Source organism: Methanofollis fontis (assembly GCF_004297185.1).
GTDB lineage: Archaea > Halobacteriota > Methanomicrobia > Methanomicrobiales > Methanofollaceae > Methanofollis > Methanofollis fontis.
On record NZ_PGCL01000001.1, the window covers coordinates 549,430 to 575,411 of the forward strand.

The 25,982-nt window shown below is 63.6% G+C and carries 27 protein-coding genes; 3 read left to right on the forward strand and 24 right to left on the reverse strand.

The genetic code is table 11. From position 1 onward, the window contains the following. Positions 1–61: 61 nt before the first annotated feature. Genes CUJ86_RS02700 through CUJ86_RS02720 form a run of 5 tightly spaced genes read right to left on the reverse strand, consistent with a single transcriptional unit; the run spans position 62 to position 2,929 of the window. On the reverse strand, positions 62–547 hold the full coding sequence (locus CUJ86_RS02700) for a GTP-dependent dephospho-CoA kinase family protein (protein WP_130646008.1): 486 nt from the start codon (positions 545–547) through the stop codon (positions 62–64). Further along, on the reverse strand, positions 547–756 hold the full coding sequence (spt4, locus tag CUJ86_RS02705; protein WP_130646009.1) for a transcription elongation factor subunit Spt4: 210 nt from the start codon (positions 754–756) through the stop codon (positions 547–549). Before spt4 ends, CUJ86_RS02700 begins: the two co-directional genes overlap by 1 nt. After that, on the reverse strand, positions 740–1,315 hold the full coding sequence (locus tag CUJ86_RS02710) for a DNA-directed RNA polymerase (protein WP_130646010.1): 576 nt from the start codon (positions 1,313–1,315) through the stop codon (positions 740–742). The genes spt4 and CUJ86_RS02710 overlap by 17 nt, the downstream gene beginning before the upstream one ends. Position 1,316: 1 nt before the next feature. Continuing rightward, entirely contained in the window at positions 1,317–1,697 is a 381-nt protein-coding gene (locus CUJ86_RS02715; protein WP_130646011.1) for a type II toxin-antitoxin system VapC family toxin, read from the reverse strand. Then, positions 1,694–2,929, reverse strand: coding sequence for a translation initiation factor IF-2 subunit gamma (locus tag CUJ86_RS02720; RefSeq protein ID WP_130646012.1), 1,236 nt, complete (start codon positions 2,927–2,929; stop codon positions 1,694–1,696). The genes CUJ86_RS02715 and CUJ86_RS02720 overlap by 4 nt, the downstream gene beginning before the upstream one ends. Positions 2,930–3,118: 189 nt before the next feature. On the opposite strand from CUJ86_RS02720, the gene nikR reads away from it, so the two are divergent. Continuing rightward, complete coding sequence (nikR, locus tag CUJ86_RS02725) at positions 3,119–3,550, forward strand: nickel-responsive transcriptional regulator NikR (RefSeq protein WP_130646013.1); 432 nt, start codon at positions 3,119–3,121, stop codon at positions 3,548–3,550. Here nikR and CUJ86_RS02730 read toward each other — a convergent pair. Next, a complete protein-coding gene (locus tag CUJ86_RS02730; RefSeq protein ID WP_130646014.1) occupies positions 3,547–3,834 on the reverse strand; it encodes a DUF2098 domain-containing protein in 288 nt (95 codons plus the stop codon). The genes nikR and CUJ86_RS02730 overlap by 4 nt on opposite strands. Before the next feature lie 53 nt (positions 3,835–3,887). Between CUJ86_RS02730 and CUJ86_RS02735 the strand changes: the two genes are divergently transcribed. After that, the gene (locus CUJ86_RS02735) at positions 3,888–5,063 is read left to right on the forward strand and encodes a YcaO-related McrA-glycine thioamidation protein (protein WP_130646015.1); all 1,176 of its coding nucleotides are present in this window, start codon (positions 3,888–3,890) and stop codon (positions 5,061–5,063) included. Positions 5,064–5,189: 126 nt separating this feature from the next. Here the strand turns inward: CUJ86_RS02735 and CUJ86_RS02740 are convergent, their stop codons facing one another. The 16 genes from CUJ86_RS02740 to CUJ86_RS02815 all read right to left on the reverse strand — a co-directional run bounded on the left by CUJ86_RS02740 (position 5,190) and on the right by CUJ86_RS02815 (position 23,375). Then, positions 5,190–6,131 carry a histone deacetylase family protein gene (locus tag CUJ86_RS02740; RefSeq protein ID WP_235855553.1) on the reverse strand — a complete coding sequence of 314 codons (942 nt, stop codon included), beginning with the start codon at positions 6,129–6,131 and terminating at the stop codon, positions 5,190–5,192. Positions 6,132–6,172: 41 nt separating this feature from the next. After that, positions 6,173–8,734, reverse strand: a complete 2,562-nt coding sequence (locus CUJ86_RS02745; RefSeq protein ID WP_130646017.1) for an oligosaccharyl transferase, archaeosortase A system-associated — start codon at positions 8,732–8,734, stop codon at positions 6,173–6,175. A 239-nt stretch (positions 8,735–8,973) separates the two neighbouring features. After that, a complete protein-coding gene (locus tag CUJ86_RS02750; protein ID WP_130646018.1) occupies positions 8,974–10,110 on the reverse strand; it encodes a glycosyltransferase in 1,137 nt (378 codons plus the stop codon). Further along, positions 10,107–11,555 (reverse strand): nucleotide sugar dehydrogenase, encoded by a 1,449-nt coding sequence (locus CUJ86_RS02755; protein ID WP_130646019.1) that lies wholly within the window; start codon positions 11,553–11,555, stop codon positions 10,107–10,109. Before CUJ86_RS02755 ends, CUJ86_RS02750 begins: the two co-directional genes overlap by 4 nt. Positions 11,556–11,616: 61 nt before the next feature. Then, a complete protein-coding gene (locus CUJ86_RS02760) occupies positions 11,617–12,531 on the reverse strand; it encodes a Gfo/Idh/MocA family protein (protein ID WP_130646020.1) in 915 nt (304 codons plus the stop codon). Beyond that, positions 12,531–13,616 (reverse strand): DegT/DnrJ/EryC1/StrS family aminotransferase, encoded by a 1,086-nt coding sequence (locus CUJ86_RS02765; protein ID WP_130646021.1) that lies wholly within the window; start codon positions 13,614–13,616, stop codon positions 12,531–12,533. Before CUJ86_RS02765 ends, CUJ86_RS02760 begins: the two co-directional genes overlap by 1 nt. 2 nt (positions 13,617–13,618) lie before the next feature. Next, the gene (locus CUJ86_RS02770) at positions 13,619–14,212 is read right to left on the reverse strand and encodes an N-acetyltransferase (RefSeq protein WP_130646022.1); all 594 of its coding nucleotides are present in this window, start codon (positions 14,210–14,212) and stop codon (positions 13,619–13,621) included. Beyond that, positions 14,209–15,948 carry a glutamine--fructose-6-phosphate transaminase (isomerizing) gene (glmS, locus tag CUJ86_RS02775; protein ID WP_130646023.1) on the reverse strand — a complete coding sequence of 580 codons (1,740 nt, stop codon included), beginning with the start codon at positions 15,946–15,948 and terminating at the stop codon, positions 14,209–14,211. Before glmS ends, CUJ86_RS02770 begins: the two co-directional genes overlap by 4 nt. A 45-nt stretch (positions 15,949–15,993) precedes the next feature. Then, positions 15,994–17,145 carry a bifunctional sugar-1-phosphate nucleotidylyltransferase/acetyltransferase gene (gene glmU / locus CUJ86_RS02780; protein ID WP_165394745.1) on the reverse strand — a complete coding sequence of 384 codons (1,152 nt, stop codon included), beginning with the start codon at positions 17,143–17,145 and terminating at the stop codon, positions 15,994–15,996. 13 nt (positions 17,146–17,158) lie between these two features. After that, positions 17,159–18,358 carry a bifunctional sugar-1-phosphate nucleotidylyltransferase/acetyltransferase gene (gene glmU, locus CUJ86_RS02785; RefSeq protein ID WP_165394764.1) on the reverse strand — a complete coding sequence of 400 codons (1,200 nt, stop codon included), beginning with the start codon at positions 18,356–18,358 and terminating at the stop codon, positions 17,159–17,161. Continuing rightward, a complete protein-coding gene (locus tag CUJ86_RS02790) occupies positions 18,358–19,614 on the reverse strand; it encodes a phosphopentomutase/phosphoglucosamine mutase (RefSeq protein WP_130646026.1) in 1,257 nt (418 codons plus the stop codon). Before CUJ86_RS02790 ends, glmU (CUJ86_RS02785) begins: the two co-directional genes overlap by 1 nt. A 55-nt stretch (positions 19,615–19,669) precedes the next feature. Further along, on the reverse strand, positions 19,670–20,275 hold the full coding sequence (locus tag CUJ86_RS02795; protein ID WP_130646027.1) for a hypothetical protein: 606 nt from the start codon (positions 20,273–20,275) through the stop codon (positions 19,670–19,672). Positions 20,276–20,279: 4 nt separating this feature from the next. Further along, the gene (locus tag CUJ86_RS02800; protein ID WP_130646028.1) at positions 20,280–20,894 is read right to left on the reverse strand and encodes a cyclase family protein; all 615 of its coding nucleotides are present in this window, start codon (positions 20,892–20,894) and stop codon (positions 20,280–20,282) included. 3 nt (positions 20,895–20,897) lie between these two features. Continuing rightward, positions 20,898–21,545 (reverse strand): protein-L-isoaspartate(D-aspartate) O-methyltransferase, encoded by a 648-nt coding sequence (locus tag CUJ86_RS02805; RefSeq protein WP_130646029.1) that lies wholly within the window; start codon positions 21,543–21,545, stop codon positions 20,898–20,900. Between the two features lie 4 nt (positions 21,546–21,549). Further along, positions 21,550–22,659 (reverse strand): SufB/SufD family protein, encoded by a 1,110-nt coding sequence (locus CUJ86_RS02810; protein ID WP_130646030.1) that lies wholly within the window; start codon positions 22,657–22,659, stop codon positions 21,550–21,552. Then, positions 22,644–23,375 carry an ABC transporter ATP-binding protein gene (locus CUJ86_RS02815; protein ID WP_130646031.1) on the reverse strand — a complete coding sequence of 244 codons (732 nt, stop codon included), beginning with the start codon at positions 23,373–23,375 and terminating at the stop codon, positions 22,644–22,646. Before CUJ86_RS02815 ends, CUJ86_RS02810 begins: the two co-directional genes overlap by 16 nt. Before the next feature lie 344 nt (positions 23,376–23,719). Between CUJ86_RS02815 and CUJ86_RS11760 the strand changes: the two genes are divergently transcribed. Further along, a complete protein-coding gene (locus CUJ86_RS11760; protein WP_165394746.1) occupies positions 23,720–23,878 on the forward strand; it encodes a hypothetical protein in 159 nt (52 codons plus the stop codon). Here the strand turns inward: CUJ86_RS11760 and CUJ86_RS02820 are convergent, their stop codons facing one another. Continuing rightward, a complete protein-coding gene (locus tag CUJ86_RS02820) occupies positions 23,879–25,039 on the reverse strand; it encodes a hypothetical protein (RefSeq protein WP_130646032.1) in 1,161 nt (386 codons plus the stop codon). It lies immediately after the preceding gene. Positions 25,040–25,101: 62 nt separating this feature from the next. Next, complete coding sequence (locus tag CUJ86_RS02825) at positions 25,102–25,884, reverse strand: TIGR01458 family HAD-type hydrolase (protein WP_130646033.1); 783 nt, start codon at positions 25,882–25,884, stop codon at positions 25,102–25,104. Positions 25,885–25,982 lie beyond the last annotated feature (98 nt).

The following is a 25,982-nucleotide window of genomic DNA, read 5'->3' on the forward strand; positions in this document are numbered from 1 at the left end:
ATATCCCTCAAATATTGTCGACCTGGTTATTTAAAACATCGGGCGCGGACGGCGTCCGGCCCTATTCGTGTTCAAAGAGCGAAAGAAGGTCTTTTGCTGCTGATTTCAGACTCTCCGTCACCATGCAGACGACCACGCCCTCGCCGGGTTGTCCATAGAGGATCGCCGCCCCCATCGGCGCCGCCAGGGCCAGGGGGATCACGGCCAGATCCTCCTCGCCGTCCACGGTGATCAGCACCGGCGGATCGGCGACGGCCTCTTCGAGGGCCTCTGTCAGGTCCTCGGTCAGGGTGCCGGGCGGGTTCTTCACCCGCACCCTCCGGTGGAGGAGGAGAGGGGTGCGGTTGCAGGGCGTGCGCATCGTAAAGCCGTCGATGACGGCGATATCCGGGTCCCGCCCCGCGGCCAGGAGGTTGTGGGTCACCACATCGCCGACGGCATAGACCGTCTTCCCCTCCAGCATGGGGAGGGCGTCGGCCAGTTCGGGGTAGAGATCGCCGAACGGTTCCCTGAACCGGTCCCGGTGCCTGTCTGGGAGACGGAGCATCAGCGGACCTTCAGGGCGTAGCGTCCGGGCATGTCGATATTCATCCGCTCTGCGATCGCCGAGTGCTTCGGGTCGATGATGATCAGGTAGCCCGCCCAGTCCTCGGTCAGGTTCGAGGAGCCGCAGGACATGCAGACCTCGCCCTCGACCACCTTGTGGCACTCGTGGCAGACCTTCGGCATCTTTTTCTTCTTACGCTGCGGCGCCATGCTGGGCCCTCTCCTTCTCCCTCTCCTCGACCAGCCACTTCGTGGTGCCGAGTCCGGCCTGCCGCATCGTCAGCCCGATCTTGCTCTCGCGGGGTTCGCGTTCATTGAGGCTCAGGGTGACCACCCTGCAGCGGATCGTCTCGCCCACCTGGATCGAACGCCCCGACTCCTGGCAGTTCAGGGTGTTGTTCTTCTCGTCGAAGGTGATGTAGTCGTCCGAGATCTGGCTGACGTGGAGCATGGCATCGATCGGCCCGAGTGAGATGAAGGCGCCAAAGCCTGTCGTCTCCACGACCTCGCCCTCGATCACTTCCTGCAGGGCAAGCCTGAGGACGACGGCATCGAAGACGACGTCATAATAGACCGCACCGTCGCCGTGGACGATCTCTCCCTCTCCCACATCATCGATCTTTGTAACGGCAACAAAGATGCCGATCTCCTTGTCTATGCTCCCCTCGAGCTGTTTCTGGAGTTCGTCCAGAATCACCAGCTTCAGATCCTCGCCAAGGCGGTGCGGGGGCACCCTCACCTTGTCTTCAAGCGTCACACGGTAATACATGCTATCGCCTTATAATTTCCAGTTTTTTCCGGTTTCTCAGCGTGATTACGGGCACGCCTGCCGCAAGCAGGTGTTCCCTCAGACGCCGGTCGTTCGTCGCCACCATGCAGCCCTCGTCCATGGCATACGCCCTGATCCGTTCGTCGACGGTAGGAGCCGAACTCCTCCCCCGCACGGTCAGGCAGCGGTCCGCCATCAGCAGACCGGTGCGGGCGGCGGCGGCATCGTTCCCTGATCCCCGCGCCAGACCCTCGAGTTCGTGCACCACGTCCTCAAGGACGAGGGGTTCATACCCGCCGAGCAGGGCCCGGAGTTCGCCGAAGAGATCGACCCTGAACTGTGCGGGCATCATCAGGGCATTGGTGTCGAGGAGGATCCTCACTCGGCGAGGATCCCCATCCCGATCAGGCGCCACCGCCCCTCGACCTGGCGGCTGATTGCGATCCGCGCCCCGGTGTCTGCACATACGGGCCGCTTCAGAACGACTTCAGCCTGGTCCTTTCTGGTGTTGACCACGACCCCGACCGTCACCGCAGTCCCGACCGAGAGCATCAGCGGTTCCTTGTGCTTCAGGGGCGTGATGTCCAGTTCGCTGCCCGAGCCCACGACACGGTCCATCAGTTTGACGGTGAAGAGGAGGCGGTCCCGGATCGGCGGGAGTTCGCCGACGTGTCCGGCCACCTGACCGACCAGGGTGTCGCTCTTGGTGATGGCGGGATCGAGTTTTGTCCCGATTGCCATCAGGCCGCCCGGACTGGCCTCGTTCACCTTGTGCACGCCTGCATGAATGGAGACGACCTTGGTGACGATCGGTTCCCAGAAGGAGCGGTTCTCGGCCTGCTTCTGGATGCCGGGCCTGATCTCGATCTCATCGCCGTCCCGGATCACGCCGCGTGTCAGCGAACCGCCGATCACGCCGCCGCGGAGGTCGCGCCAGTTCGATCCCGGTTTGTTGATGTCGAACGAGCGGGCGATGAGCATCTGAGCCCTCGCCTCGGGGTCCCGTTCTGGCGACGGGATATAGGTGTCGAGGGCGTCGATCAGGGCGCCGATATTGATCCCCTTCTGGGCGGAAACCGGGACAATGGGGGCGTCCTCGGCGATGGTGCCCTTCACGAATTTTTTTATCTGCTTATAGTGCTTGAGCGCATCCGCCTGCGAGACCACGTCGATCTTGTTCTGCACGATGACGATATTCTTGATGCCCACCAGTTCGAGGGCCATCAAGTGTTCCTTTGTCTGGGGCTGGGGGCAGGGCTCGTTGGCGGCGATCACGAGCATCGCCCCGTCCATCAGGGCCGATCCCGAGAGCATCGTCGCCATCAGGGTCTCGTGGCCGGGAGCGTCCACAAATGAGACCGTCCTGAAGGGGGAGCAGGGGCCCCCGCAGATCGGGCACTCCGTCGAGGTGGAGAAGGCGTCTCCCCCCTCGTGGTTTTCGCAGCGATAAAAGGTGGCGTCGGCATAGCCGAGGCGGATCGAGATCCCCCGTTTCATCTCCTCGCTGTGCCGGTCCGTCCATGTCCCGGTCAGCCCGGAGACCAGGGTCGTCTTGCCGTGGTCGACATGCCCGACAAGCCCGATATTGACGTTCGGTATCAGTATGTCATGCAAACTTGTTCAAACCTCCCTTCCTATATATATCGCACTCTTTATAGATAAATCGGTGCCGAATCCGGGAGCACGTTGTCTGTTTTGCACGCCGGTTCTGCATACGATGTATGTATGCTTCCCCAAAAGAATGCAGAAGAGGTAGTACTCAAAACCCGATCCTTTATGTTCTCGCGCGTACCACAGGAGGGTATGAACCCGGAGAGCGAACTTTCGAGGATCGGCATTTCCCTCCCGAAAAACCTCCTCGATACGTTTGACGCCATCATCGGTGCACGGGGCTACTCATCCCGGTCCGAGGGGATCAGGGATGCGATCAGGAGCTACATCACCTATTACAAATGGATGTCCGACGTCAGGGGGGAGCGCCAGGGCGTTATCACCATGGTCTATGACCACGACCAGCGCGGCCTTTTGCAAACGATCACCGATATCCAGCACGAGTACATCCATACCATCCAGGCATCGATGCACGCCCATCTCAGCCATGACATGTGCATGGAGGTGATCCTCCTGCGGGGGGACGGTGCCGAGCTCAAGACAATTGCGGAACGGCTGATGTCCCAGAAAGGAGTGGAATCCGTAAAACTGACAACGATACCGATCGAGAAGGAAGGGAATTAACCTCCTCCCTCGCAGGACTGGTCGGTGTTGATCCAGGCGTTTTCAATGTCCCGGTCAAAGCCGCTCTGGCGTTCGGCATAACTCGTGATGTCCTCTTTTTTGTGGGTGCGCCGCCGGTCGGGCAGGGCTGCGGGCTCAAGGGTGTCCGCCCTGTAGAGGAGTCCGGTGGAGTCGATCTCCGCATAGGTCTCCCCGGCGATCTCCTCGATCCGATCCACCGTTCCGGCCGTCCCGGTCCGCGGATAGCGCACCGCCATCCCGACAGCGATCTCCTCGGCCTCCATGGTGGAAGAGTGGAGCATGAAGATATAAAAGTCCACCCTGCCTATCATCTCTGATGAGCCTTACCTTCAACCACGTCAGAAAACAGTATTTCGATGGCACACACCGATCGAGGGCGCCGGAGGAGACCCTGGAGATCATCGAACCCCTGATGGAGGAGATCGGCGTTGTTTCGGTTGAGGACGTCACCCATCTTGACCGTCTCGGCATTCCCTGCTTCTCCGTCTTCAGGCCGTCGGCCGCTATCGGGGCGGCGAAACATCATGCAGGCAAGGGAAAGGGGCCGGTTCAGGCGCAGGTTTCGGCGATGATGGAGGCGATTGAACGGTATTCCGGCGAATACCGGGGCGACCGGATGGAGTATGCGACCTTCGAGGAGCTCGGCATACGTCGGGCCCTGGACCCGACCGACCTGATCCTGGCCCGACCCCTGGAGAGGGACGAGAAGGTCCACTGGTCGTTGGCATGGGACCTTGTCAATGATGAGGAGATCCTGGTCCCCTCGAATGCGGTCTTCCACCCCTATGACTGCCTGGGGATGACGGCACCCCTGTTCATCTCAGATACGAACGGGCTTGCATCCGGGAACGTTATGGAGGAGGCGGTGCTCCACGCCCTCCTGGAGGTGGTGGAGCGCGACGCCCTCTCCCGTGCCGAACGGCGGCGTTCGATGGGGCAGCGCCTCTCGGTCGGTGGAGAGGGCCCGGTCCGCGAGATCCTGGACCTCTATGCCTCTCACGGCATCGAGATCCACCTCTGGCTCCTGGAGGGGCGGACCGGCATCCCGACGATTGCGGCAGCGGCCGACGATACGGTGACAAAGGACCCCTCCCTCCTGGTGATGGGTGCGGGCACCCACCTGAGCCCGACGATCGCGGCGCTCCGGGCGCTCACCGAGGTGGCGCAGAGCCGGGCCAGCCAGCTCCAGGGCGGACGGGTGAATGAGCAGCGGCAGAGCATGATCGAGCGGATCGGCTATGACCGGATGAAGCGGATCAACGGCGAGTGGTTCAAGAAGGGGGAGGAGGTCGGGATCGAAACCCTCCCCGACCTCGCCACCGGCTACTTCGACGACGATATCAGGGTCGCCCTCGAGGAGGTCGGGGCGGAGGCAGAGCGCGTCCTGGTCTGCGACCTGAGTCGGACCTGCATCCCGGTGGTCCGGGTGATCGTGCCCGGGTTTGAGGTCTCCCATATGAACAAGGACCGTATCCCCGGGAAGATCCAGTAGTCGGCTTGTGTTTTTTTCGGGAGGGGAAAACCCCTTCCCAGACCTCCCTGCTCTATGGGAGTGATGCGCGGGACGGCCTTTCGTACCTGAGAACCCGGGGATAAAAACCGGAAAAAGAGCGGCCCGTCAGTACGGCATGACCTTTCTGAGCAGAGCGGCAAGGTTTTTTGTGTCGGCGGACGGGCGGAGATTATCCGGCATTTCCGCCCTGCTCCCCTTCAGGGCCGAGAAGATGGCGGCGATAGCCTTCCCGTGCGAGGGGCCGTAGCCCCCTTCGAGCACCAGCGCCGTCGGCAGGTCCAGAGAGAGGAGGCGTGAGGTCAGCACCCCGTAGTCAGAGGGTGTCAGTCGCATCCTGCCGTGGGGGTCGTCGTAGAGGGCGTCCTGCCCGGCCGAGAGGATCAGCAGGTCGGGGCGATGGGTGCGGATCGCCGGCAGGAACACCTCCTCGAGGATCCATACATAGTCGGCGACCGTCGACCCCGAGCGGATGGGAGCGTTGATGGTGTAGCCCCGTCCCCGCCCGCTGCCGATCTCCTCGGGCCACCCGGTGCCCGGAAAACTGTTCCGCTGGTGGATCGAGAGGAAGAGCACCCGTTCTTCGCCGTAAAAGATCCGTTGCGTGCCATTGCCGTGGTGGAGGTCCCAGTCCAGGATGACGATCCGCTCGAGCCCCTCCTGCAGGCTCATCGCCGCCGCCACGGCTGCATTGTTGAAGATGCAGAAGCCCATCTGCCGGTCCGGTTCGGCGTGGTGACCGGGCGGACGGACCAGGGCAAAACAGTTCTCCCCCTCCATGGCGCGCACTGCCGCCGCATGGGCCGATCCCGCCGCCGTCAGGGCGACATCGAAGGTGGCGGCGGTCACATAGGTATTGTCGTCCAGAAAACGGTCGCCCCGGGCCATCTCCCGGATCCAGCGGACATACGAGCGGTCATGGACCAGTTCGATCTCGGCACTGGTGACCGCCGTCGGGGCGCGGACAGGGATGTCGGGGGGGATTCCGCCCATCACCTCCCTGAGGCGGGCACCGGTCTCGGCATGCCTGCTGCACGGATGGGCCCCCATGTCGTGTCTGGCAAACACCTTCCCTGTAATGGCCGAGCATCTCATTGACCGATGGTGAGTCCCTGCATGACGGCGGATTCCGGCACATCCACGGTCCGGCCGCTCTCGAGGATCCGGTACGGCCCGGAGGCGGTCACGCCCGAGGTGCCGCCCGACGTGGCGTAGGGGACGATGAACTCGCCGTCCGTGCTCGTCTGTCGGTAGGTGAAGGAACGGCCGCCGTTCGTGATCAGATCGATCTCGATGGTGCCTTCGCCCCGTATATGGGCACCCGGAACATATTCGAAGATCTTGACATACCTGATGTCCGGCGTCTGGGCATTGTAGACGTTCTGGCTCGACTCGAAGACCAGCCTGAAGTGCTGGAGGGCGGGCACCTCGACCGGGGTGAGGGCCAGGTTGCTCTCACTCCCGAAGAGCCCCGCATGCCTGCCTGCGGCTGCGTTTGCATTGAAGGCGTCGGCCTTCGCCTGTGCTGCCGCCCCGTCCATCACCTCGGCGGTGGTGATCGTCGGGACCGAGTAGCCCGAGGTTCCCGCATCGGTGTACTCGGCATAGATCACCTGTGAGGGTTCGGCCAGGGAACCGTCCAGGTTGTGGAGGCGCCCGATCATCGTCGTGAAATACTCGCCGGTATAGAGTTTCGCCTGGTTATATGATCCGCTGCTTTGATCCGGGACCAGGAAGGTGTCGATATATCCTGCAGCGGCGCGATCGGGGTCGAACCAGGTCGCCATCGCCCAGAACTTTCCGGTGTCCATCTCGATATCGGTGATCACATAGCGGGTGCCGTCGTTGTCCATGATCTCGGCGGCCACATCCTCGTCCTGCGCCATGAAGAAGGAGGCAGAACCATTCGGTCCGGTGACGCCGTGCTGGAAGGGGTTGGCGTTCGGGATCCGCTGGGCGAGATAGGTGATCCAGTGACCGTAGTCCCACCATGACATCACGCCGTAGGCGCTCTCCGGGTAGGTGTAGGAGCTCCGTTCATAGACCCCGAGATAGTCCACGCCGGTATCAGGGGTGCTCTCCCCCATCCAGTCCAGGGCCTGGCGCCACTGCGGGTTCATGCCGCCGTAGGATGATCCCTCGGCGATTGCAAGACCGGTCTGGAGGGAGAGCGCCACGAAGATGCAGGAGAGGACGACGACGGCCCCGACCGCCAGCAGATGCCTGGGATCGGCGGTTGCCGAACGGGGTTTTCTGGCAGGTTCGGCCTTTTTCTTCCCCTTCCCTGCCGTCGGTTCGGGTGTCGGTGAGGCGCCGAGGGCCAGGATGTCCTTCCAGGCGAGGTTCAGCACAAAACCGACACAGATGCCGGAGAGGAGGGCGATATTGACCGCCAGATAGTACTCGTAGCGCACATGCTGCCAGGTCGAAGCGAGCATGATCGCCGACCAGACCAGCACGAAGAGGTGATCGGCCCGCTCCTTCCTGAGGATCATATATGCGAGGACGGCGAAGCCGCCGATCATCAGCACAAGGCCGGTGCTGAAGGCCTGCCAGGCACCGCCGGTGCTCCAGCCCATCGCCTCCTGGACCGTCAGCACCACGGCGGACTGACCGAAGAACGAGAAGAAGCTCCCGACCAGGACCGAATACACACCAGGTGCGGCGACCATCAGGATGAGGGCGCCGATGATGCCGATCCCGGCAAGCGAGAGGGGATAGACGTATTTCGGGCGCTCCCGCATCGCCCGCGCCAGCCCGAAGAGCGCCCAGGTGCCGATGATGATGGCGAGATAGGCGACCAGATGCCCCATCGAGTACCTGGACAGACCCATTCCTGCCTCCTTGAAGCCGAAGAGGAGGAGCCCGACCGTCGCCACGGCGAAGACGGCGGTGTTGATGAGGGCGAGATCGGTGCTCTCCCTGCCGTTCCAGGCGTCCAGCACGAACTGGACCACGGTGTAGAGCGCCGTGATCATGGCGAAGAGGATCATCGTCGGCATCACCAGCAGCCCGAGCAGATAGGCGATGCCGGCGGCGGCGCCGAAGACGAGGGGGCGTCGCAGGGTTTCAAACGACTGAAGGTCGGGCTTTTCCTGCCTTCCTACGCCCAGGGCGACGATATAGGCCAGGACGAAGAGGGTGGAGAAGAGCACCTCGGCGATGTGGTGGTCCACAAACCCGAAGAGGGAGCGGTACATGAACTGGCCGGAGACGACGGCCGTGAAGCCCGCCGCGATCAGCCCGGTCTTCCAGTCCGCCATCTTCCTGCCGATGCCATAGACCAGCGGCACCATTGCCGCACCCATCAGTGCCGGCACCAGGGAGGCCACATAGGCCACCTCCGGCCTGGTCGTGGCACCGCTCAGGATCACCAGCACGGCGATGATCTGGGGGAACAGGGGGCCCCAGTAGACCGTGTCCCCGGTCGGGAAGAGGGTCATGGGGTCGTACCAGGCGTAGGTGAGCCCGTTTGCTACGAGGGACTCCACCTGCCTGAGGTTGTACCAGGGATCGTTGCCGAGCACATCGGCCACGCCCTCGGCCATCAGCCCGCCCATCGGGATCAGCCGGATCCAGAGGGCGATGATTGAGAAGAGTATGATCGCTGCTGCGATGATGATGGATTTTTGTTTATTGTCGAATGGCGGCATGGATGCTCCTGCTATGAGTGTTTTGCCGATGATGATTAATATATTTGGATACTGCCGAAAGCCGCCGGGTGCCGTATGAGGGGCGGAGTCGGGATCGGAGTGTGCAGGGTGTGTTTTGCGTGGATGAGCCCGGATTCTTTATCCTGCGGTGCACGGAAGGAATTCCCTGGATCGGGGCACTGCCGGGAGGGATGGTCGCTCCCCGGGGGGAAACAGCGAAGGGAAAAAGAGTGGATCCATCAGTCGATCAGGGATTCGAGCACCCCTTCCATCTCCGCCGCCCGCCGCTTCCAGCTGAAGCGTTCGGCATCCACCGTGACGGCGGCGGGGGAGCGGACGGCCCGCTCGATCAGATCGATGAATTCCTCGTCGTCCCGGTAGATCGAGAGGTGCTCTCCCCCGATCGCCTCGACGTCCGGGATCGGGCGGGAGAGGATCGGGCGGGCGCAGGCCGAGTACTCGAAGAACTTGTTCGGGAGGGCGATATTTGCCCACTGCGGGGGGGAGAGGGGGATGGTGCAGACGTCCATGGCGGCGATATGGGGGGGGAGGTCCGCATACCCGACCGTGCCGGTGAAGGTGACCTCGCCTGCGACGCCGCAGGAGGCGGCGAGGGCCTTCAGGTCATCGATATAGCCGGTGAAGAGCGACCCTCCGACAATGAGGAGGCGGACGTCGCCGAACTCCCGTCGGAGACGGGGCAGCAGGCGGATCAGGTTGTCGACGGCATACCAGCGCTCCACCGATCCGGCAAACCCGATCACGAAGGCCTCCTCCGGTATGCCGAGGCGGCGGCGCATCGGCGCCCCGTCCATCGGGCGGAAGATATCGGTGTTGACGCCGTTGGTGATCACCCCGGCCTCGAAGCCGTGGCGGCGGAGCTGCGCCGAGAGCGAGGGGGAGACGGTGGTGATCTGGTCGGCGTGGTCGAGGTTGTGGCGGGTGATCGCCCAGACGCCGTCGTGGATGATCCGGCGTGTAGCCGGGTTGTTGTAATAGGCGGCCGCGGAGTCGGGGAACCAGTCCTTGAGGTCAAAGAGCACCGGGATATCGGCGGAGCGGGCAGCCCGGATCGCCGCTGTCCCGGCGAGCACATGGGCGGCCACCACCACGTCGATGCCGTTCTCCCTGATGATCCGGCGCATCACCGCCGCATGGTAGGGGGCGTTCGCCATATAATGGACGAAGGGGCTGGTGACCGGGACCAGGGTGGCCTCGTGGATCCGGCAGCGGGTCGGGCGTTCCGGGCCGCGGCTCACATGAAAGTGGGGGACGTGCACCTCGTGGCGACCGGCAAGCTCCTCGAAGATGTAGTGGTGCCTGGAGGGCACCGGGTGGTGGATGTAGTCCTGGGTGGAGACGAGGAGGATCTTCATGGTTTCAGTGTGTGTCCGTTTCGGTCGCCCCTGCCGATCCCCCGGTAGGCAAAGCCCGCCTCGATGAAGGGGTCGGGATCAAGAACGTTCCTGCCGTCGATGATTCCAGGGTGGTCGCAGCCGCACGCCTCCTTCACCGCCGCCGGCAGGAGCCCCCGGTAGTCCCGGTGCCCGGCAAACACCACGACGGCGTCGGCGCCGCCGAGCACGGTATCCAGGTCATGGCTGAGTGCTGGCGGTGCATCCGGCGATGTCTCCGGATCGACCCAGGGGTCGTGGACGGCGACCTCCGCACCGGCGACGATGGCCGCAGTCCGGAAGGGCTCTGCAGGGGTGTTTCTGGCGTCGTCGGAGTCATTGATGAAGGCCCACCCGAGCAGGGCGATTCTGGCGCCTTTCAGAGTTTTTCCGACCTGTTCAAGTGCCGATTCCGTGAGGAGGAGCATGTGGGCCGGCATGAAGTCGTTGATCCGGCGGGCGGTGACATACAGGGAGGCGACGTCCGCGGGCCAGTCCAGGGCGTCGGCCCCGAGCTGCCGCACCCCCCGCTCCAGGTGATAGGTGTCCTTGGTGAGGCAGTGGCCCCCGACGCCGGCGCCGGGCCAGAGGATGCCCCGCGTGATCCCTTCCCCCTTCAGGGAGGCGATGCCGGCCCGCACATCATAGACATTGATTCCCATCGCCTCACAGTAGAGGGCGAGCTGGTTGGCGGCGGCGATCTGGAGGTCGCGGAAGGTGTTCTCGGCGGTCTTCGTCACCTCGGCGGCGGTGGCCGTCATCGGGATCACCTGCCCGGTGGTGAGCACCGGGCTATAGAGCTCGACGGCCCGTTGAGTGCTCGCATCGTCGATCCCGCCGACACAACGGTCGTGCTCCCTGATATTCCTCAGCAAACGCCCGACCATCACCCGCTCTGGTGCATGGGCGAGGGCGAAATCCTCGCCGGCGACCAGGCTGGACTCCTCCTCCAGGATCTCGCGGGCCATGCCGGCGGTGGTGCCCGGGGTGATCGTGGACTCGAGCACCACCAGGGTTCCCTCGGTCAGGTGGCGCCCGACGTTCCGGATCCCCTCGATCAGGGGGGTGAAGTCCGGGATCAGGTCCGCCGGATCGGCGAAGGGTGTCTGGATCGCAAGGGTGACGGCATCGCATTCCGAGACTGTCGAAAAGTCAGGGGTGCAGGTGAATTTTCCGGCCCCGACGACCCGTTTGAGGAGGTCCTCAAGACCGGGCTCCTCGCCCCTGAGCGGTGACTCGCCGCGGTTGAGCATGGTGATCTTGTAGCCTGATGTGGGGGAGTCCCGCTGGAACCCCCATACCTGCTCGAATGCCGGTGCGTCGGCGAAGAGCGCAGCGGCGGGGATGCCGACATAGCCCATGCCGACGACGCCGATCCGCCGGATCGGCCCCCGTTTCTCGATGATGGATGCCAGTCTGGTCTTCATGATGATCCCGGAATCTGAAGAGTAGTCAGCTCCCGGTGGACAAGTAGGCGTCGGTTGCGGATCAGCGGGGGAGGCGCCGCCCGATCTCCTCGCAGACCCGGAGGTTCAGCACCCCCTCATCGGGCGTGATCGGGAAGGGCACGCCCTCCGTTGCGCACCTGACAAAGGTCTGGAGTTCGGTCTTCAGGGGCTCAACCTTGTTCACCAGCACCTTCTCGATGATGTTTTCCTGCCGGTAGAGGCCGTCTTCCAACCCGTACTCGCTGGGTTTACGGTAGACATAGATCTCCTGCGTCATGTAGTCGGCCTCGACCGTCCGGCTCTCCTCCTCGATATAGATGCTCCTCACCTTCTTCGAGGCCTTCCTGGACGCCGAGAGGTAGACAGGCGTTGTATCGAAGGTGGCGAGCGCCGCTGCCACGTCCCCTGTCCCACCTGCGGCGATGGCATACTCACGGCCCGGGAAAAAGAGGTTGAAGGCGATATCAATGTCATGGATCATCAGGTCCTCCACCACCGAGGACCCGCTCACCCGGGCGGAGGCGGGGTTGTGGCGGTGGAATGCCACGTAGAGGGGATCCCGAACGATTCTGGCGATCTCCGGGATGATCGGGTTGAAGCGTTCGATATGCCCGACGCCGACCGTCACCCCTTCGGGGATCAGGGGGATGAGTTCCTCCCCCTCCGCCGCCGTCAGGCAGATCGGCTTCTCGATGAGGGTGTGGACCCCGGCCTCGATGCAGCGTCGGGCGGTGGAGAAGTGGTGGGGGGTCGGGACGCAGACTGAGAGGCACTCCGCCTTCCTGAAGAGTTCATCGATGGACGTGCAGACCTCGGCGCCGGTCCGAGCGGCGACGTCGGATGCCGCCTCCAGGTTCAGGTCGTAGACATAGGTGGTGCCGACCTCCTTGAGCTCGGTGTAGACCCGGACGTGGTTTTGCCCCATCGCCCCGGTGCCGATCACGCCTGCGTCCATCAGGCCACCTCGTTCAGGGTGTCGACGATCAGGGTGCGGTCCTCGTCCGTGACCGTCGGGTGGACCGGTATGGAGAAGACCGAGGCGGCGAGGGCATCGGCCACCGGACAGGAGGCGGTATGCCCGATATACAGGGGCTGGCGGTGGATCGGCACCGGGTAGTGGACGGCGGTGCCGATCCCCTTCAGGCGGAGGTGCGCCATCAGGCCGTCACGTTCCAGGGGTGCGCTGTCCTCCACCCGCAGGACGTACTGATGGAAGACGTGCCCCGCCCCTGGGGCCGTCGAGGGCGTATGGAGCCAGGGAGAATCGATCCCGGAGGAGTAGTATGCCGCCGTCTCCTGCCGCCGCCGGTTGAAGCCGTCGAGGCGGTCCAGCTGGACGAGCCCGATGGCGGCGGCGATATCGGTCATGCGGTAGTTGTAGCCGAGTTCGGTGTGCAGATACTTCTCTGACTGGCCGTGGTTGATGATCCGGCGGAGGCGGGCGGCGTAGTCGTCGTCCGCTGTCGTCACCATCCCGCCCTCCCCGGTGGTGATGTTCTTGGTGGCATAAAAGGAGAAGCAGCCGAGATCGCCGATCGATCCGGCCCTCCGCCCGTCCAGGGATGCGCCGTGGGCCTGGGCGGCGTCCTCGATAAATATGAGGTCGCTGTCCGCACAGAGGTTGGCGATCGCCGGTGCGTCGCAGACCTGACCGTAGAGGTGGACACCGATCACGGCCTTCGTCCGCTCGGTGACGAGCGCCGCCGCAGAGGCCGGATCGATCGTATAGCGTTCGGGCTCCACATCGGCGAAAACGGGGCGGGCGCCGCACATCGAGACCGCCGTTGCGGTGGCGATGAAGGAGAAGGAGGGGACGATCACCTCGTCCCCGGGACCGATGCCGGCGGCCAGCAGGGCGGCATGGAGGGCGGCCGTACCCGAGTTGACGGCCACGGCATGGGTGACGCCGCAGCAGGCGGCGAAGCGGTCTTCAAAATCGGCTACCCTCTTGCCTGCGGCGATCATACCGGACTCGAGCACCTCCTGCACCGCTTCCGCTTCTTCAGGTCCAAGAGTGGGTCGGGCGATCGGCACCGCCATGCCTACTCCAGCATCTTCTCCGGGAGGTCGACGAAGCGCGCCGGGGTGCCGATCGCCATCATGCGGGCCGGGACGTCGTGGGTGACCACCGACCCGGCGGCGACGAGCGCCCCCTCGCCGATGGTGATGCCCGGGAGGATCACCGCTCCGGCCCCGATCGAGACATTGTCCTTGATCACCGGGCCCTGGAGGGGCGGTCTGCCGTGCGGCGGGTAGCGGTCGTTCGTGAGCACGGCGTTCGGCCCGATGAACACGCTGTTCCCGAGGATGGTATTGGTCGGGATATAGACCATACTCTGGAGGGAGACGTCGTTCCCGATCGAGCACTCCCCCTCGATCACCGTCGAGGTGCCGACGGCCACCCGGTCGCCGATCTTCGTATGCTCACGGATCATCACGTTGTGCCCGCTCGAGAAGTCGTCACCGATCTCCACGTCGCAGTAGATGATCGTCCCGCTCCTGAGAACGGCGTTTTTGCCGATGACGGTCCCGGTAAAATCCGTCTGTCCGAGCCGTTCCCTGGAAGGAAACCCGAGGGTCACCGGTTCGAAGATGCGTGCGCCCTCGCCCACGCTGTTTGTGCCATATTCTGTCATTCGACGGTCACGCTCTTTGCCAGGTTTCTTGGTTTGTCGATGTCACGGCATAAAGCGTTCGCCGTGTGGTAGGCCAGCAGCTGCAGGACCACCGAGACCGTGACCGCCTGCACCATCGGGTGGTCCTCGGGGACCGTGACGAAGACGTCCACGACACTCTCGACCTCGGTGTCGCCCTCGACCCCGATGCCGATGATCGGAGCGCCCCGCGCCTTCATCTCCTTGATGTTGGAGAGCATCACCCCGTAGGTCTGCCCCGGGATGCAGATGGCGACGACCGGGGTCTCGGTGGAGAGGAGGGCGAACGGACCATGCTTCAGTTCGCCGGCTGCATACCCCTCGGCATGGATGTAGGAGATCTCCTTCATCTTCAGGGCGCCCTCCAGGGCCACCGGGTAGAACACCCCGCGTCCCACATAGAACATGCCGGTGGCGCTGCCGAGCAGCCCGACCGCCGCCTCCAGGTCGGTCGAGAGCACCCGTTCGATGGAGCGGTGGGCGTGGGCGAGGGGTTCGGTGAACCGCCCGTCCGCCATCACGTTCACCATGCCCATGAACACGGCGAGCTGCGCCGTGAACGACTTTGTGGCGGCGACGCTGATCTCAGGGCCCGCACACATGAAAACGGTCCAGTCGGCGCTGCGGGTGATGGAGCTCCCGAGCACGTTCGTGACCGCCAGGGTCGGGCAGTTCCTCGCCTTCGCCGCCTCGATCGCCGCCAGTGTGTCGGCGGTCTCGCCGGACTGGGTCACCCCGATCACCATGTCGCGGACCGGTGGGGTGTAGTATTTGAACTCGGAGGCCAGTTCCACCGAGAGGCGTTTGGTGGTGTACTCCTGGACGAGATAGCGGAAGGCCATGGAGGCATGGTAGGAGGTGCCGCAGGCGGCCACGGTGATCTCTGAGGGGATCCTGAGCATGGAGAGGCGGGAGTCCTTCTCGAGCGCCTTGATGGTGTTGTAGAACACCTGCGGCTGTTCGTAGATCTCCTTGAGCATATAGTGCTCAAAACCGCCCTTCTTGGCGTCGTCGACACTCCAGGTGATATGGTTGACCGCCCGCTCGACCGCCACGCCGTCATGGTAGACGTCGATCCGTGCCGGGGTGAGGGCGGCGATATCCCCGTCCTCCAGGTAAACCGCCCGCTCGGTGTGGTCGAGCAGCGGGGTGATATCTGATGCGCAGAGGGTCTCGCCGTCGCCGATCCCGAGCACGAGGGGACTGCTCTTGCGGGCGGCGATGATCCGGGTGTCGTCCTTTGCGATGACCAGGATGGCATATGAACCCTCCAGGTGGCGCACCGCCTCCGTGACCGCCGCCAGCAGGTCGCCGCGGTGGTGCTCCTCCACCAGATGGGCGATCACCTCGGTGTCGGTCTCGCTCGCAAAACGGTGCCCGTTTTCGATGAGTTTACGTTTCAGCACCGCATAGTTCTCGATGATCCCGTTATGCACCACGGCGATCCTGCCCGAACAGTCGGTATGGGGGTGGGCGTTGGTGTCGTTGGGCACCCCGTGGGTCGCCCAGCGGGTGTGCCCGATCCCGATGGTGCCACCGAGAGCGGTGATATCGGCGCCGTTCTCTGAGATCCGTCCACTCCGTTTTACAACGCGGATCTCGCCGTTCTCGGTTGCGACTCCGAACGAGTCATAGCCGCGATATTCAAGGCGTTTTAAGCCCTCGACAACCAGAGGTGCGGCGTCCCTCCAGCCGATATACCCCACTATCCCGCACACGTCTCTCCCCTCACGAAAAACAACATCCAGTATTCACCTCAACTCTTATAAGATTCTTGCGCCATCGGGAACCTCGCCATAGACCGTCTTTCCGTCATCGATACGGGCCTCGTTCCCGACGATGCAGTTCTTCAGGATGCAGAACGGAGCCGTCCTGACGTTGTCTCCCAGGATCGCCCCGAAACCAGCCCTGATCATCTCTCCCTCGATCGAGAAGATGGTCCGGTAGGGAATGGTTGTGGAGTGGTCCCCGATCTCCGACCCGATCCCGATGACTGCATCAGATAGACGCGCATGGGACCTGATCCGCACGTCGTCCAGGACCAGGGAGTGGGCGATCATCGTGAAGGGTTCGACCTCCACCCGTGATCCGATGCTGGTTTCAGGCATGATCACGCAGTTCGGGCCGATCCGGCAGTCGTCCCCGATGACGACCGGGCCCAGGATGGTGGTGTTCGGGCCGATGGTCGTACCCTTTCCGATCGAGACCGCCCCCCGCATCACCACCGAGGACCCGATCTGTCCGGCCCGCTCCTGCCTGATCTCCCTGAGGAGGGCGGAGTTGAGGCGGAGCAGGTCCCAGGGGTAGATGGCGTCCTGCCAGTCCTCGGCAGGAACGGCCCTGAGGCTTTTTCCGTCTGCGATCATGGCGTTGACGGCGTCCGGGATCTCGTTCTTGGTGAGATAGGGGAGGAAGGATGGGGTGAGGGAGAAGATACCGGTGGAGACGGTGAAACCCGGTGCCTCATCCGGTTTTTCGATCACTTCCCTGACATACCCGTCCCTGATGGTGAGCACCCCGAAGTTGGAGGGGTGGGGGTGGTCCCATGTCAGCACGGCGTTCTTCTCCTTCATGATCCGTGCGATCGATGCCGTGTCGATGTAGTTGTCGCCGGGGAGCAGCAGAAAGTCGCCGGTGATCAGTGGTGCGGCGCACTTCAGGGCGTGGGCCGTTCCGAGCTGGCGCTCCTGCACCACCACCCGCACCGGGATATCCAGGCTGTTTAAGTGACGGATCACCTGCTCCTTTTTATAGCCGACGACGACGATGATCTCCCGGATCCCGTTCTTTTCAAGCGCCCTGATGATATACTCAATGATCGGCCGGTTTGCGACCGGCACCATCGCCTTGGGCATCGAATGGGTGAGGGGGCGGAGGCGCCGCCCCTCCCCTGCTGCAAGAATGACTGCCTGCATGTGTACCATCTCCCTACCGGATCACCGTCCGGTCCTTCAGTGTCCCCTCGACAAGGGAGTGCGGGCCGATGAGCGAGTAACTCCCGATGACGCTTCCGACATTCACCGAACAGTTGATCCCGAAGAGGACGTGGTCGCCGATGATCGCCCCGAACTTCCGTCTCCCGGTTGATTTGCCGTTGATCCGGATGGTGCCGTGGTCGTGCCTGAGGTTTGCGACCTTGGTGCCGGCCCCGAAGTTGCAATAACTCCCGATCACCGAATCGCCGATATAGTTGAAGTGCGGGATCTTCGTCTCCGGAAAGATGATGGAGTTCTTGATCTCCACCGAGTGGCCGATATGGCAGCGGTCCCCGATCGCCGTTGAGCCCCTGATATAGGCGTGCGGCCCGATCATGGCGCCCTCGCCGATGATGCAGTCGCCCTCGATGTAGGTGCCGGCCTTCACGACCGAATCTTTTCCGACGATGAGTTTGCCATGGACCACGACGCCCTCCTCGACCGTCCCCAGGATCTCCGGCTCCATACCGTCCATCAGGGTGGCGTTTGCGTCCAGGAGGTCCCAGGGGGCGCCGACGTCCATCCAGAGGGAGAGGGTGTATGCCGAGAGGCGCCCCTCGGCGATATAATCGTCAAGGGCGTCGGTGAGTTCGTATTCGCCCCGTCCGGAGAGGGGCACCCGTTCAAGCCGCTCGTAGATCTCGGGCTCGAAGAGATAGACGCCGGCGTTTATCAGGTTGCTCTTCGGCTGCGGCGATTTCTCCTCGAGGCCGGTGATCCGCTCCCCTTCGACCGTCACCACCCCGAAGTCCTGCGGGTGGTCGGACTCGTGGACGCCCATGCAGGGCGCCGGAGTGGCGGCGAGCGCCCGCAGGTCCTCGGCTCCGACGATCATGTCGCCGTTGAGCATCAGGAAGCGTTCGCTGACCAGACCTTTTGTGGTCCTGAGGGCGTCTGCGGTGCCGAGCTGCCGGCGCTGGACGACATAGCGGATCGAAACGCCCAGGCGGGCGCCGTCGCCGAACCACTCGCGCACCTCCCGTTCGCCATAGCCGACGACCAGCACGATGGACGTGATCCCGGCATCGCGGACGGCACAGATCAGGTGTTCGAGCATCGGGCTGTTTGCGAGCGGGAGCATCACCTTCGGGCGGGCTGCGGTGAGGGGCCGCATCCGGGTGCCCTCCCCTGCCGCCAGGATGACGGCCTCCATCATGCCTCCTCCCGGCGTGCACGACTCAGGAGGGCCCGCCCCTCTTCCATCATCCGCTGTGCGGCGGCGGCGTCGCGCCCCTCCGCGGTGAAGCGCACCTTGGGTTCGGTTCCACTCGCCCGTATCAGGCACCAGCCGTCCTCCTCCTGAATGCGGACGCCGTCGGTCGGGACATCGGCGCCGAGGGCCGTGACTGCCGCCCGTGCATCCGGGATCCGGATCGACTCCCTCAGGATCGGGTAGGAGGGCATGCCGTCGATCTCGGCGGCGATGTCCCATTCGCCGGCGATCTCCGTGAGAAGCGCTGCGGCGTAGATGCCGTCCGGGCAGAGGGAATGTTTCGGGAACATCCATGCTCCTGATGGTTCGCCGCCGAAATCGCCCCATTTCAGGAGTTCTTCGGAAACATAGGTGTCGCCGACCGGTGTGCGGTGCACCTCGGCCACCTCCTCGATCGCCATCGAGGCATCGGCGGTGGTGACCACCCGGTCGGCGCCGAGATAGCGGGCGAAGAGCATGAGCAGGTGGTCCCCACCGATGTACCGCCCCCTGTTGTCGAAGGCCATCATCCGGTCTGCATCGCCGTCGTGGACGATGCCGAGTGCCGCCCCCCGCTTCCTGACCATTGCGGGCATGTAGGGCAGGTGCGCCTCGAGGGGCTCTGAGGGACGGATGAACTTCCCCTGTGTGTGTGCATTCAGGCAGAGGGCCGGTACCCCGGCACCGGCGAGAAGGGACGGGGTGATCACACTGCCGGCGCCGTTCCCGCAGTCCACGACGACACCGAGCCCTTCAGGAGGCGTGACGCTCTGGAGAATTGCGGCGGTGTGGAGGGATATGGCGTCGATCCCTCGAATGGTGCCCTGCTCCCGCCACCCCTGCCAGTGGTCGGCGTCGATCGCCTCCTCCATCTCCCGCTGCTGGACGGAGGTGAAGGAGGAGCCATCCGGGTTGAGGAGTTTGATCCCATTGTACTCCTCGGGGTTGTGCGAGGCCGTGATCATCGCCCCGAAGCCGTGCTCCCGGGCGGCGCAGGCAACGGTCGGTGTGGGTGCAATCCCGCAGCGGTAGACATCTGCGCCTGCTGAGAGGATGCCGGCCGCCACCGCATCGGCAAGAAGCGGGCCGGTGGTGCGGGCGTCCATACCGACCACCGCCGATCCCGCGCCGGCAGCGGCGGCAGCACCGACCCGCACGGCGAGATCGGCAAACGATCCCGTATACTCTCTCCTGATCCCTGAAGAGCCGAAAAGCATGGGTGGTACTGCACCCTCACAGAATATGAGGTTTGGGGATTTGGGCAGCCCCGTTTCAGTGGCCGTACGGGCACCAGTGCTCGTGTTTGAGCAGGGCTGCGACGCCGGCCGTCGATGGGCCCAGGAAGATTACCCGTCGGTCCTGGAGGGCGCCCTCGACGGCGGCAAGGGCGTCGGCCTCGATCAGGCCGGGACCGGTGACGAGCACCACATCGGCCGCGGCCGGGTCGTCGGTGTAGGCGATCCCCGCATCCTCGGGGAGGGTGCGGCTGGACCCGGCCACGAACGCCGTCTTCCCCCGGAGTTCTGCTGCAAGGGCCTGTTTGCATCGGGTGTGATCGGTCTCGGTGCAGGCGTTCAGCCGTCTGTTGATACAAAAAAAGCCGCTGACGGCGTTTATGATGGCGCAGGCGGCGCTCCGCTCTATTGGACGTTCGAGTGGTGCCCCGAACATAAACGAAACCTTCGTGCACGCCTGAATTGGTTCAGGCGTCACCACATGGGCGCGCCGGTCGCCGAACCGCGCCTCGATGCAGACCCCGCGGGGGTACTGGCAGAGCGGGATGGTGGTGGAGCGCGAGAGCGAAACCGCCCCCTCCTCGCACCCGGAATGCTCCACCGTCTCTTCGAGTTTTTTAACTGCTGTTGCGATCAGGTTCATGGGGTCACCTCACGTGCGGTCCCCGGTCGGTGAGGATCACCCTGGCCGGAGAACCGTCCAGCCCTTTCAGACGGAGTGGGAGTGCGGTCATCATATACTCTCCCTCCGGGACGGCCGAGAGGTCGAGGAGTTCGATGATGGCGATATCCTCGTCCAGCAGGCTACGGTGCACGCTGCCGTCGCCCTCAAAACCCTCGATCGAGGGTGAATCGATGCCGACGCAGACGATCCCCGCCTCGACCAGGAAGGCCGCCGCTGCGGGGGTGAGGTGGGGGAAGTCGGGGCTGAACGTCTTTTCCCCGGAGAAACGGGTCTTCAGGAGGATGCGGCTTGCCCCCTCCACCCGGCCGCGGAGGTCTGCTACATCGATCGATCTGACGGTGCCGAGGTCCACGACCCGGCAGGGGCCGATGAGGCGGTCAGGATCGATCCGGTCCACCGTGCGCTCGTCCTTGAGATAGTGGGACGGGGCGTCGATATGGGTGCCGGTATGGGTCGAGAGGGAGAGGAGGGTGAGCAGGTAGGCGCCATGGTCCTCGGTCGTGAATGCCGGGGGGGGATCGCCGCCCGGAAAGATCAGGATATTCTCGGAGAGTTCTCTGGTAACGTCAAAATACATGGTTCAATCCTCCCAGCCGTATTCGCCGATGAGGGGGACGAAGACCACGCCCCCCCAGGATTCCTGTTTGATATCGGTTCCGTGCCGGGTGTAGCGCATCAGGTACTGGAGGTCACGCCCCCCCACCGGCGCCACGAGGCGCCCGCCGTCGGCGAGCTGCTCGAAGAGGGGGTCGGGGACGGACGGGGTGGCGGCGGTGACGATGATGCCGTCGAAGGGCGCCCGGTCGGGGAGGCCAAGGGTGCCGTTGGCGACGACCACATGGACGTTCTCCACGCCGGCGGCCCGGAGGTTTTCTCTGGCCTGCGCCGCCACCGCCGGGATGCGCTCGATGCTCCAGACCTCATCGGCAAGACGGGCGAGGACTGCCGCCCCATAGCCGCTCCCGGTCCCGATCTCCAGCACCCGGTCGCCGGGGCCGATGGCGAGGAGTTCGGTCATCACCGCCACGATATAAGGCTGCGAGATCGTCTGCCCCTCCCCGATCGGGAGGGGATGGTCGCCGTAGGCGACGTTTTGCAGGTCGGGCGGGACGAAGAGGTGGCGGGGCACCGCCTCCATGGCGGTGAGCACCCTCTCGTCCGAGACGCCGCGGTCCCGGATCTGGTGCTCCACCATGCGGTGCCGTTCAATCCTCTCGTCCCGTTTCATCGGTTCAGAACCCTGACTCGGCGGCGTCGATCGCCGCGTCGATCTGCTTCTGGAGGACCGCTGGCAGTCCCTCGATCCGCACGTCCAGGAAGCCCCGGATGATTGTGGCCGTCGCCTCCTCCTCGTCCAGCCCGCGGGCCATCAGGTACTCGATCTCGTCGCGGGCGATCTTGCCGACCGCCGCCTCGTGCGAGAGGTCGGTGCCGGTGACCCGGCCCTCGATCTCCGGGATGGCGTGGATGATGCCGTCCTTCAGGATCAGCCCCTTGCACTCGATGTGCCCCTTCGTCTCGGCCGTCTCACCGAGCACATGGCCGCGGGAGATGACCGTCCCGCCGCTGGTGATGGCGCGGGTGATCAGTTCGGCGCTGCTCCCCCTGCCGTGCAGGATGGCGCGTGAGCCCAGGTCGAAGTGCGATCCCGGTTTTGCCACCACGATCGAGGAAAATCGCCCGACAGCGTTCTCCTTCAGCGTCACCTGCGGGTACATCTGGATCCGCGAGACGGGCTGCATGCAGACGTAATTGGATATGAAGACGCCGTTCTCCTCGACGACGGTCGCCGTCCTGGGGAAGACCGAGACGTTGGGGTTCCAGTTGTGGATCATCGTCGAGGTGATCCGGGCGTCCTTGCCGACGTAGATCTCGGTGACGCCGAGATGCGATCCGCTCTTCGCTCCGCCGGCACTGGCGCACCCGGAGATCACATGGAGTTCGGCGCCCTCCTCGGCGATCATGATGTTGTGAACGGTCTGGACCGGTTCGCCGGCCATATACAGGCAGGCCTGCACCGGATAGACGGTGCGGGTGCCCTCATGGGCGATGACGACGACGCCCTTCGGGTGCTCCTGTCCGGCAACGAACTCGGTATATTTGTCCTTGTCCTTTGGCACCGCATTCCAGTAGCGCTCTTCCAGCCAGTCGTAGCGTTTCAGGGCGTCTTCGATGGCGAGCACCTCCACGCCCTCGGCCGAGCAGGTGGTCTGGAGGATCTCCTGGTCCATCTGGAAGAAACTACCGCAGCGGTTCTCCAGCCCGACTTCAAGCCCGGTCTGGGTGAGGCGTTCCTGCTCCTCTTCGGGCAGTTCGTAAAACTCGTTCATATCTGCTGGCATGCAAGACACTCCCTGTATCCCTTCTCCTTGATCACGCTCAGAATTTCGCGGGGGTTGCCGTGGCAGCGGATGGTGCCGTCGATCATCACATGCCCGAAGTCGGCCTCCAGATAGTTGAGGATATAGCCGGTATGGGTGATGATCAGCCCGCTCTTCTGCCGGTTGACGATGTGCTGGTCTTTCTGGAGGAGTTTCGCGATGGATTCGCCCATCAGCGAGATGTTCTCGAGGTCCACGCCGCTTTCCGGTTCGTCGAGCATGACGAAGTCGGGGCGCTGGACCATCAATTGCAGCACCTCGCTGCGTTTGATCTCGCCGCCGGAGAAGCCCTGGTTGATGTCGCGCTCTAAAAAGCCCTCCATGTTCACCAGGCGGGCATGCGCCGGGATGTCCCCGGTCTTTCCGCCGGCGACGGCCGTGAGGAGCTTGCCGAGTTTGAGCCCCGCGATCGTCGGCGGGCGCTGGAAGAGCATGCCGATGCCCAGCTCAGCCCGTTCATGGATGGGCAGGTGCGTGATGTCCTCTCCTTTGAAGGTGATCCGGCCGCCGGTGACCTCGTAGTTGCCAAACCCCATGATGGTCATCAGCAGGGTGCTCTTGCCCGATCCGTTGGGGCCCATAAGCACATGCGTCTCGCCGTCATTGATCCGCAGATCGATGTCGTGGAGCACCTCGCGGCCGCCGACCCTGACCCTCAGTTTCTCGATTGTAAGCATTGATATCCTCCAGGATGATATGGCCCGCCCATTGCCCCCCTGATGGCGCCTGCCCGGTCTGGTGGTGAGCGCAATCGGCGTTGAGGACGGTGCGGGAAAACCGTTTCAATGTGAACGGTTCGGTGTATCCGCTATATATGAACGCGTGGTGTTAAACACTTGTCGGAAATGGTATTCTGCGGCTCCGGGTGCCGGTTTTTTCCTGAAGAAATCTCTCCCATTCTGGCCTTAAATTGCATTCTTTGTCTGGAGCGTGTGGGAACGGCCACCCGACGGCAGGTGCCGGAACACTTTCACACCGCCCCCGGCTCCGGTAGATATACCCCCGCGTTCATTCTCTGAACATGGAAGATACAACCTTCTCTGCCATTGCAGAACGCGCCCGAACCTATCCTGTGGTGCTCAGAAAAAGCCAGATGTCGAAGGTCACCTATATGGCGAGGCCGCACCATGCAGAGCGGCGGTCGTGCCCGGCGCCGCTCCCCTGCATGATCTGCGTGTGATCAGGGCTGGAGGGGGTTGGAGCGGAGCCACTCATAGGTGCCCTGCCGGTCATAGCGGTGCCCTACAATATAGTTGTAGATCCTCACCGCCCGGTCGTAGTATGCAGCCTCGGTTCCGTATGTGCCGAGGTCCTGGTTATATGCCGCAACCTGACTGTTGTATCCTGGAACAAGGGTGTTGTAGCGAACGGTCTGTCCTGATGAGAGCAGAGATTCGATCTCCTCGCGTTCCTTCCTGAGGCGCTCTTCGGCCGCCTGCAGTCTCGCCGAGTGTTCGGCCACGCCCGGGCCGACCTCCTCGATCACCGCCCGCGCCTCCATCTCTCGCTCGATGATAGATGCCGTCTGCGATCCGGCACCATAGGTGGTGTTGCCCTCGCCGATCCGGATCACCAGGGGTTCGCCGGTCAGGTGAACCCCGTCTGCCAGGTTTTCCGGGACGTCCCCGACAAAATTGAATGCGGTCGTCTCGATATAGGCGTAGCCGGTCGATCCGTAACTGTTCTCCTTGCTCCTGACGCCGACGGCCATGTGGGCATCGGCAAGAAAGTCCAGCAGGGCGACGTCGTAGCCGGCCCGTGTGAGCAGGGCGGCCAGCAGGAGGCTCTTGTCGTCGCAGTCGCCGGTCCGTTCGGTGATCGTCTCCACCGGGAACTTCGGGGGTGCACCCTCGGGATGGGTCTCATAGGGGATGGACTGGACGAATGCGGTGATCATCTCCAGGTAGCGGTCGGAATCGAGGGCCTGTTCATCTCTGATCCCTGAGAAGGCGGAGAGCAATCCGCTGTAGAGGCTCTCCTGGTGTGGATCGTCGATGAACGCACGGTAATACCCTGGCATCCATTCTTCGTCCGGGATATCCCCATAGAGGATGGCGCTCTTTGAACCGGTCCGCGCCCCGCTGTAGACGGTGACGTCCACCGGCATGCGGAGGCGGTAGCGGATCTCCTCGAAGGGGAAGATAAACTCTGATTCCTCGGTCCCGCCGTCCGTGGCGATCGGCGTGATGGACGGGTAGATCGCCATCGGCCTGATGAAGGAAACGATCCCGGATGCTACAAGAACCCCGGTGAAGAGGAGGGTGATCACGATGACGGTGGCGATTACATGCCTGTTTGCAAAAAAATGCTTGTTTCCTTTGGGGATGTCCGGTTCGGACATCCGGTCCCTCTGCTCCCTGATCCTGATCCCCCCGCTCTCGATGTGGCGATATTCTGATCCCCTTATATATAGGTTCGCCTGACGAGGTCGGGAAGAGCGGCGATCGATGGGATCAGGTGGTCCGGACGGGTGCCTGATGCCTCATAGACCTCCTGCCTGAACTTTCCGGTCTGCACCAGTGCCGTATTCATATCCACGGCCCGTGCACCGTCGATATCGGTCCTGATGTCGTCCCCGACCATCAGCGCCCCGGCCGGATCGACGCCGATCTCCTGGAGGGCGCCCAGGAAAAACTCAGGGGCCGGTTTGCCGACGACGGTAGCCTGCCGACCGGTGGCGTACTCGAGCGCCGCCACGAATGGACCCGCAGAGAGCATCAGTCCGTCGCCCCCCATCCAGTAGCGGTCTCTCTCGAGGGCGATGATGGCGGCGCCGTCGAGGATCATCCGGAAGGCGGCGTTCAGGTGTTCGTAGGTGAAGTTGTCCCCGGCGTCGCCGATCACGACGGCCTCCGCCTCGTTCCTGACGAGCGTGATCCCTCCGGAGAGGAAGTCGTCGGCGACGTCGCCGGTGGTGAGCAGAAATGCGGTCCTGCCCTGGAGATGCCGGATGGCGCCGATGGGGGGGTTGAAGATCTCCGATTCCGTGATGTCGTAGCCGAGGTCCCCCAGGCGTGCGGCGATGGAGCGCCGGGAGCGGCGTGTGGTGTTGGAGACGCACCTGAACGGGATCCCCTCGTCCCGGAGCCATGCAATCGTCTCTGTTCCGCCCTCAACCGCCCTGTCTCCTACATAGAGCACCCCGTCGATGTCCAGGAGAACACCCCTGATCTGGCCCTCATCCATGGCAGTGATTCTGTCCGGGAGGTAATGGGTGTTGTGGGTCCGGGTCACATTATATATATTGGATCTGTATAATAATCCGGCGCCGCCATCTGCGGTGC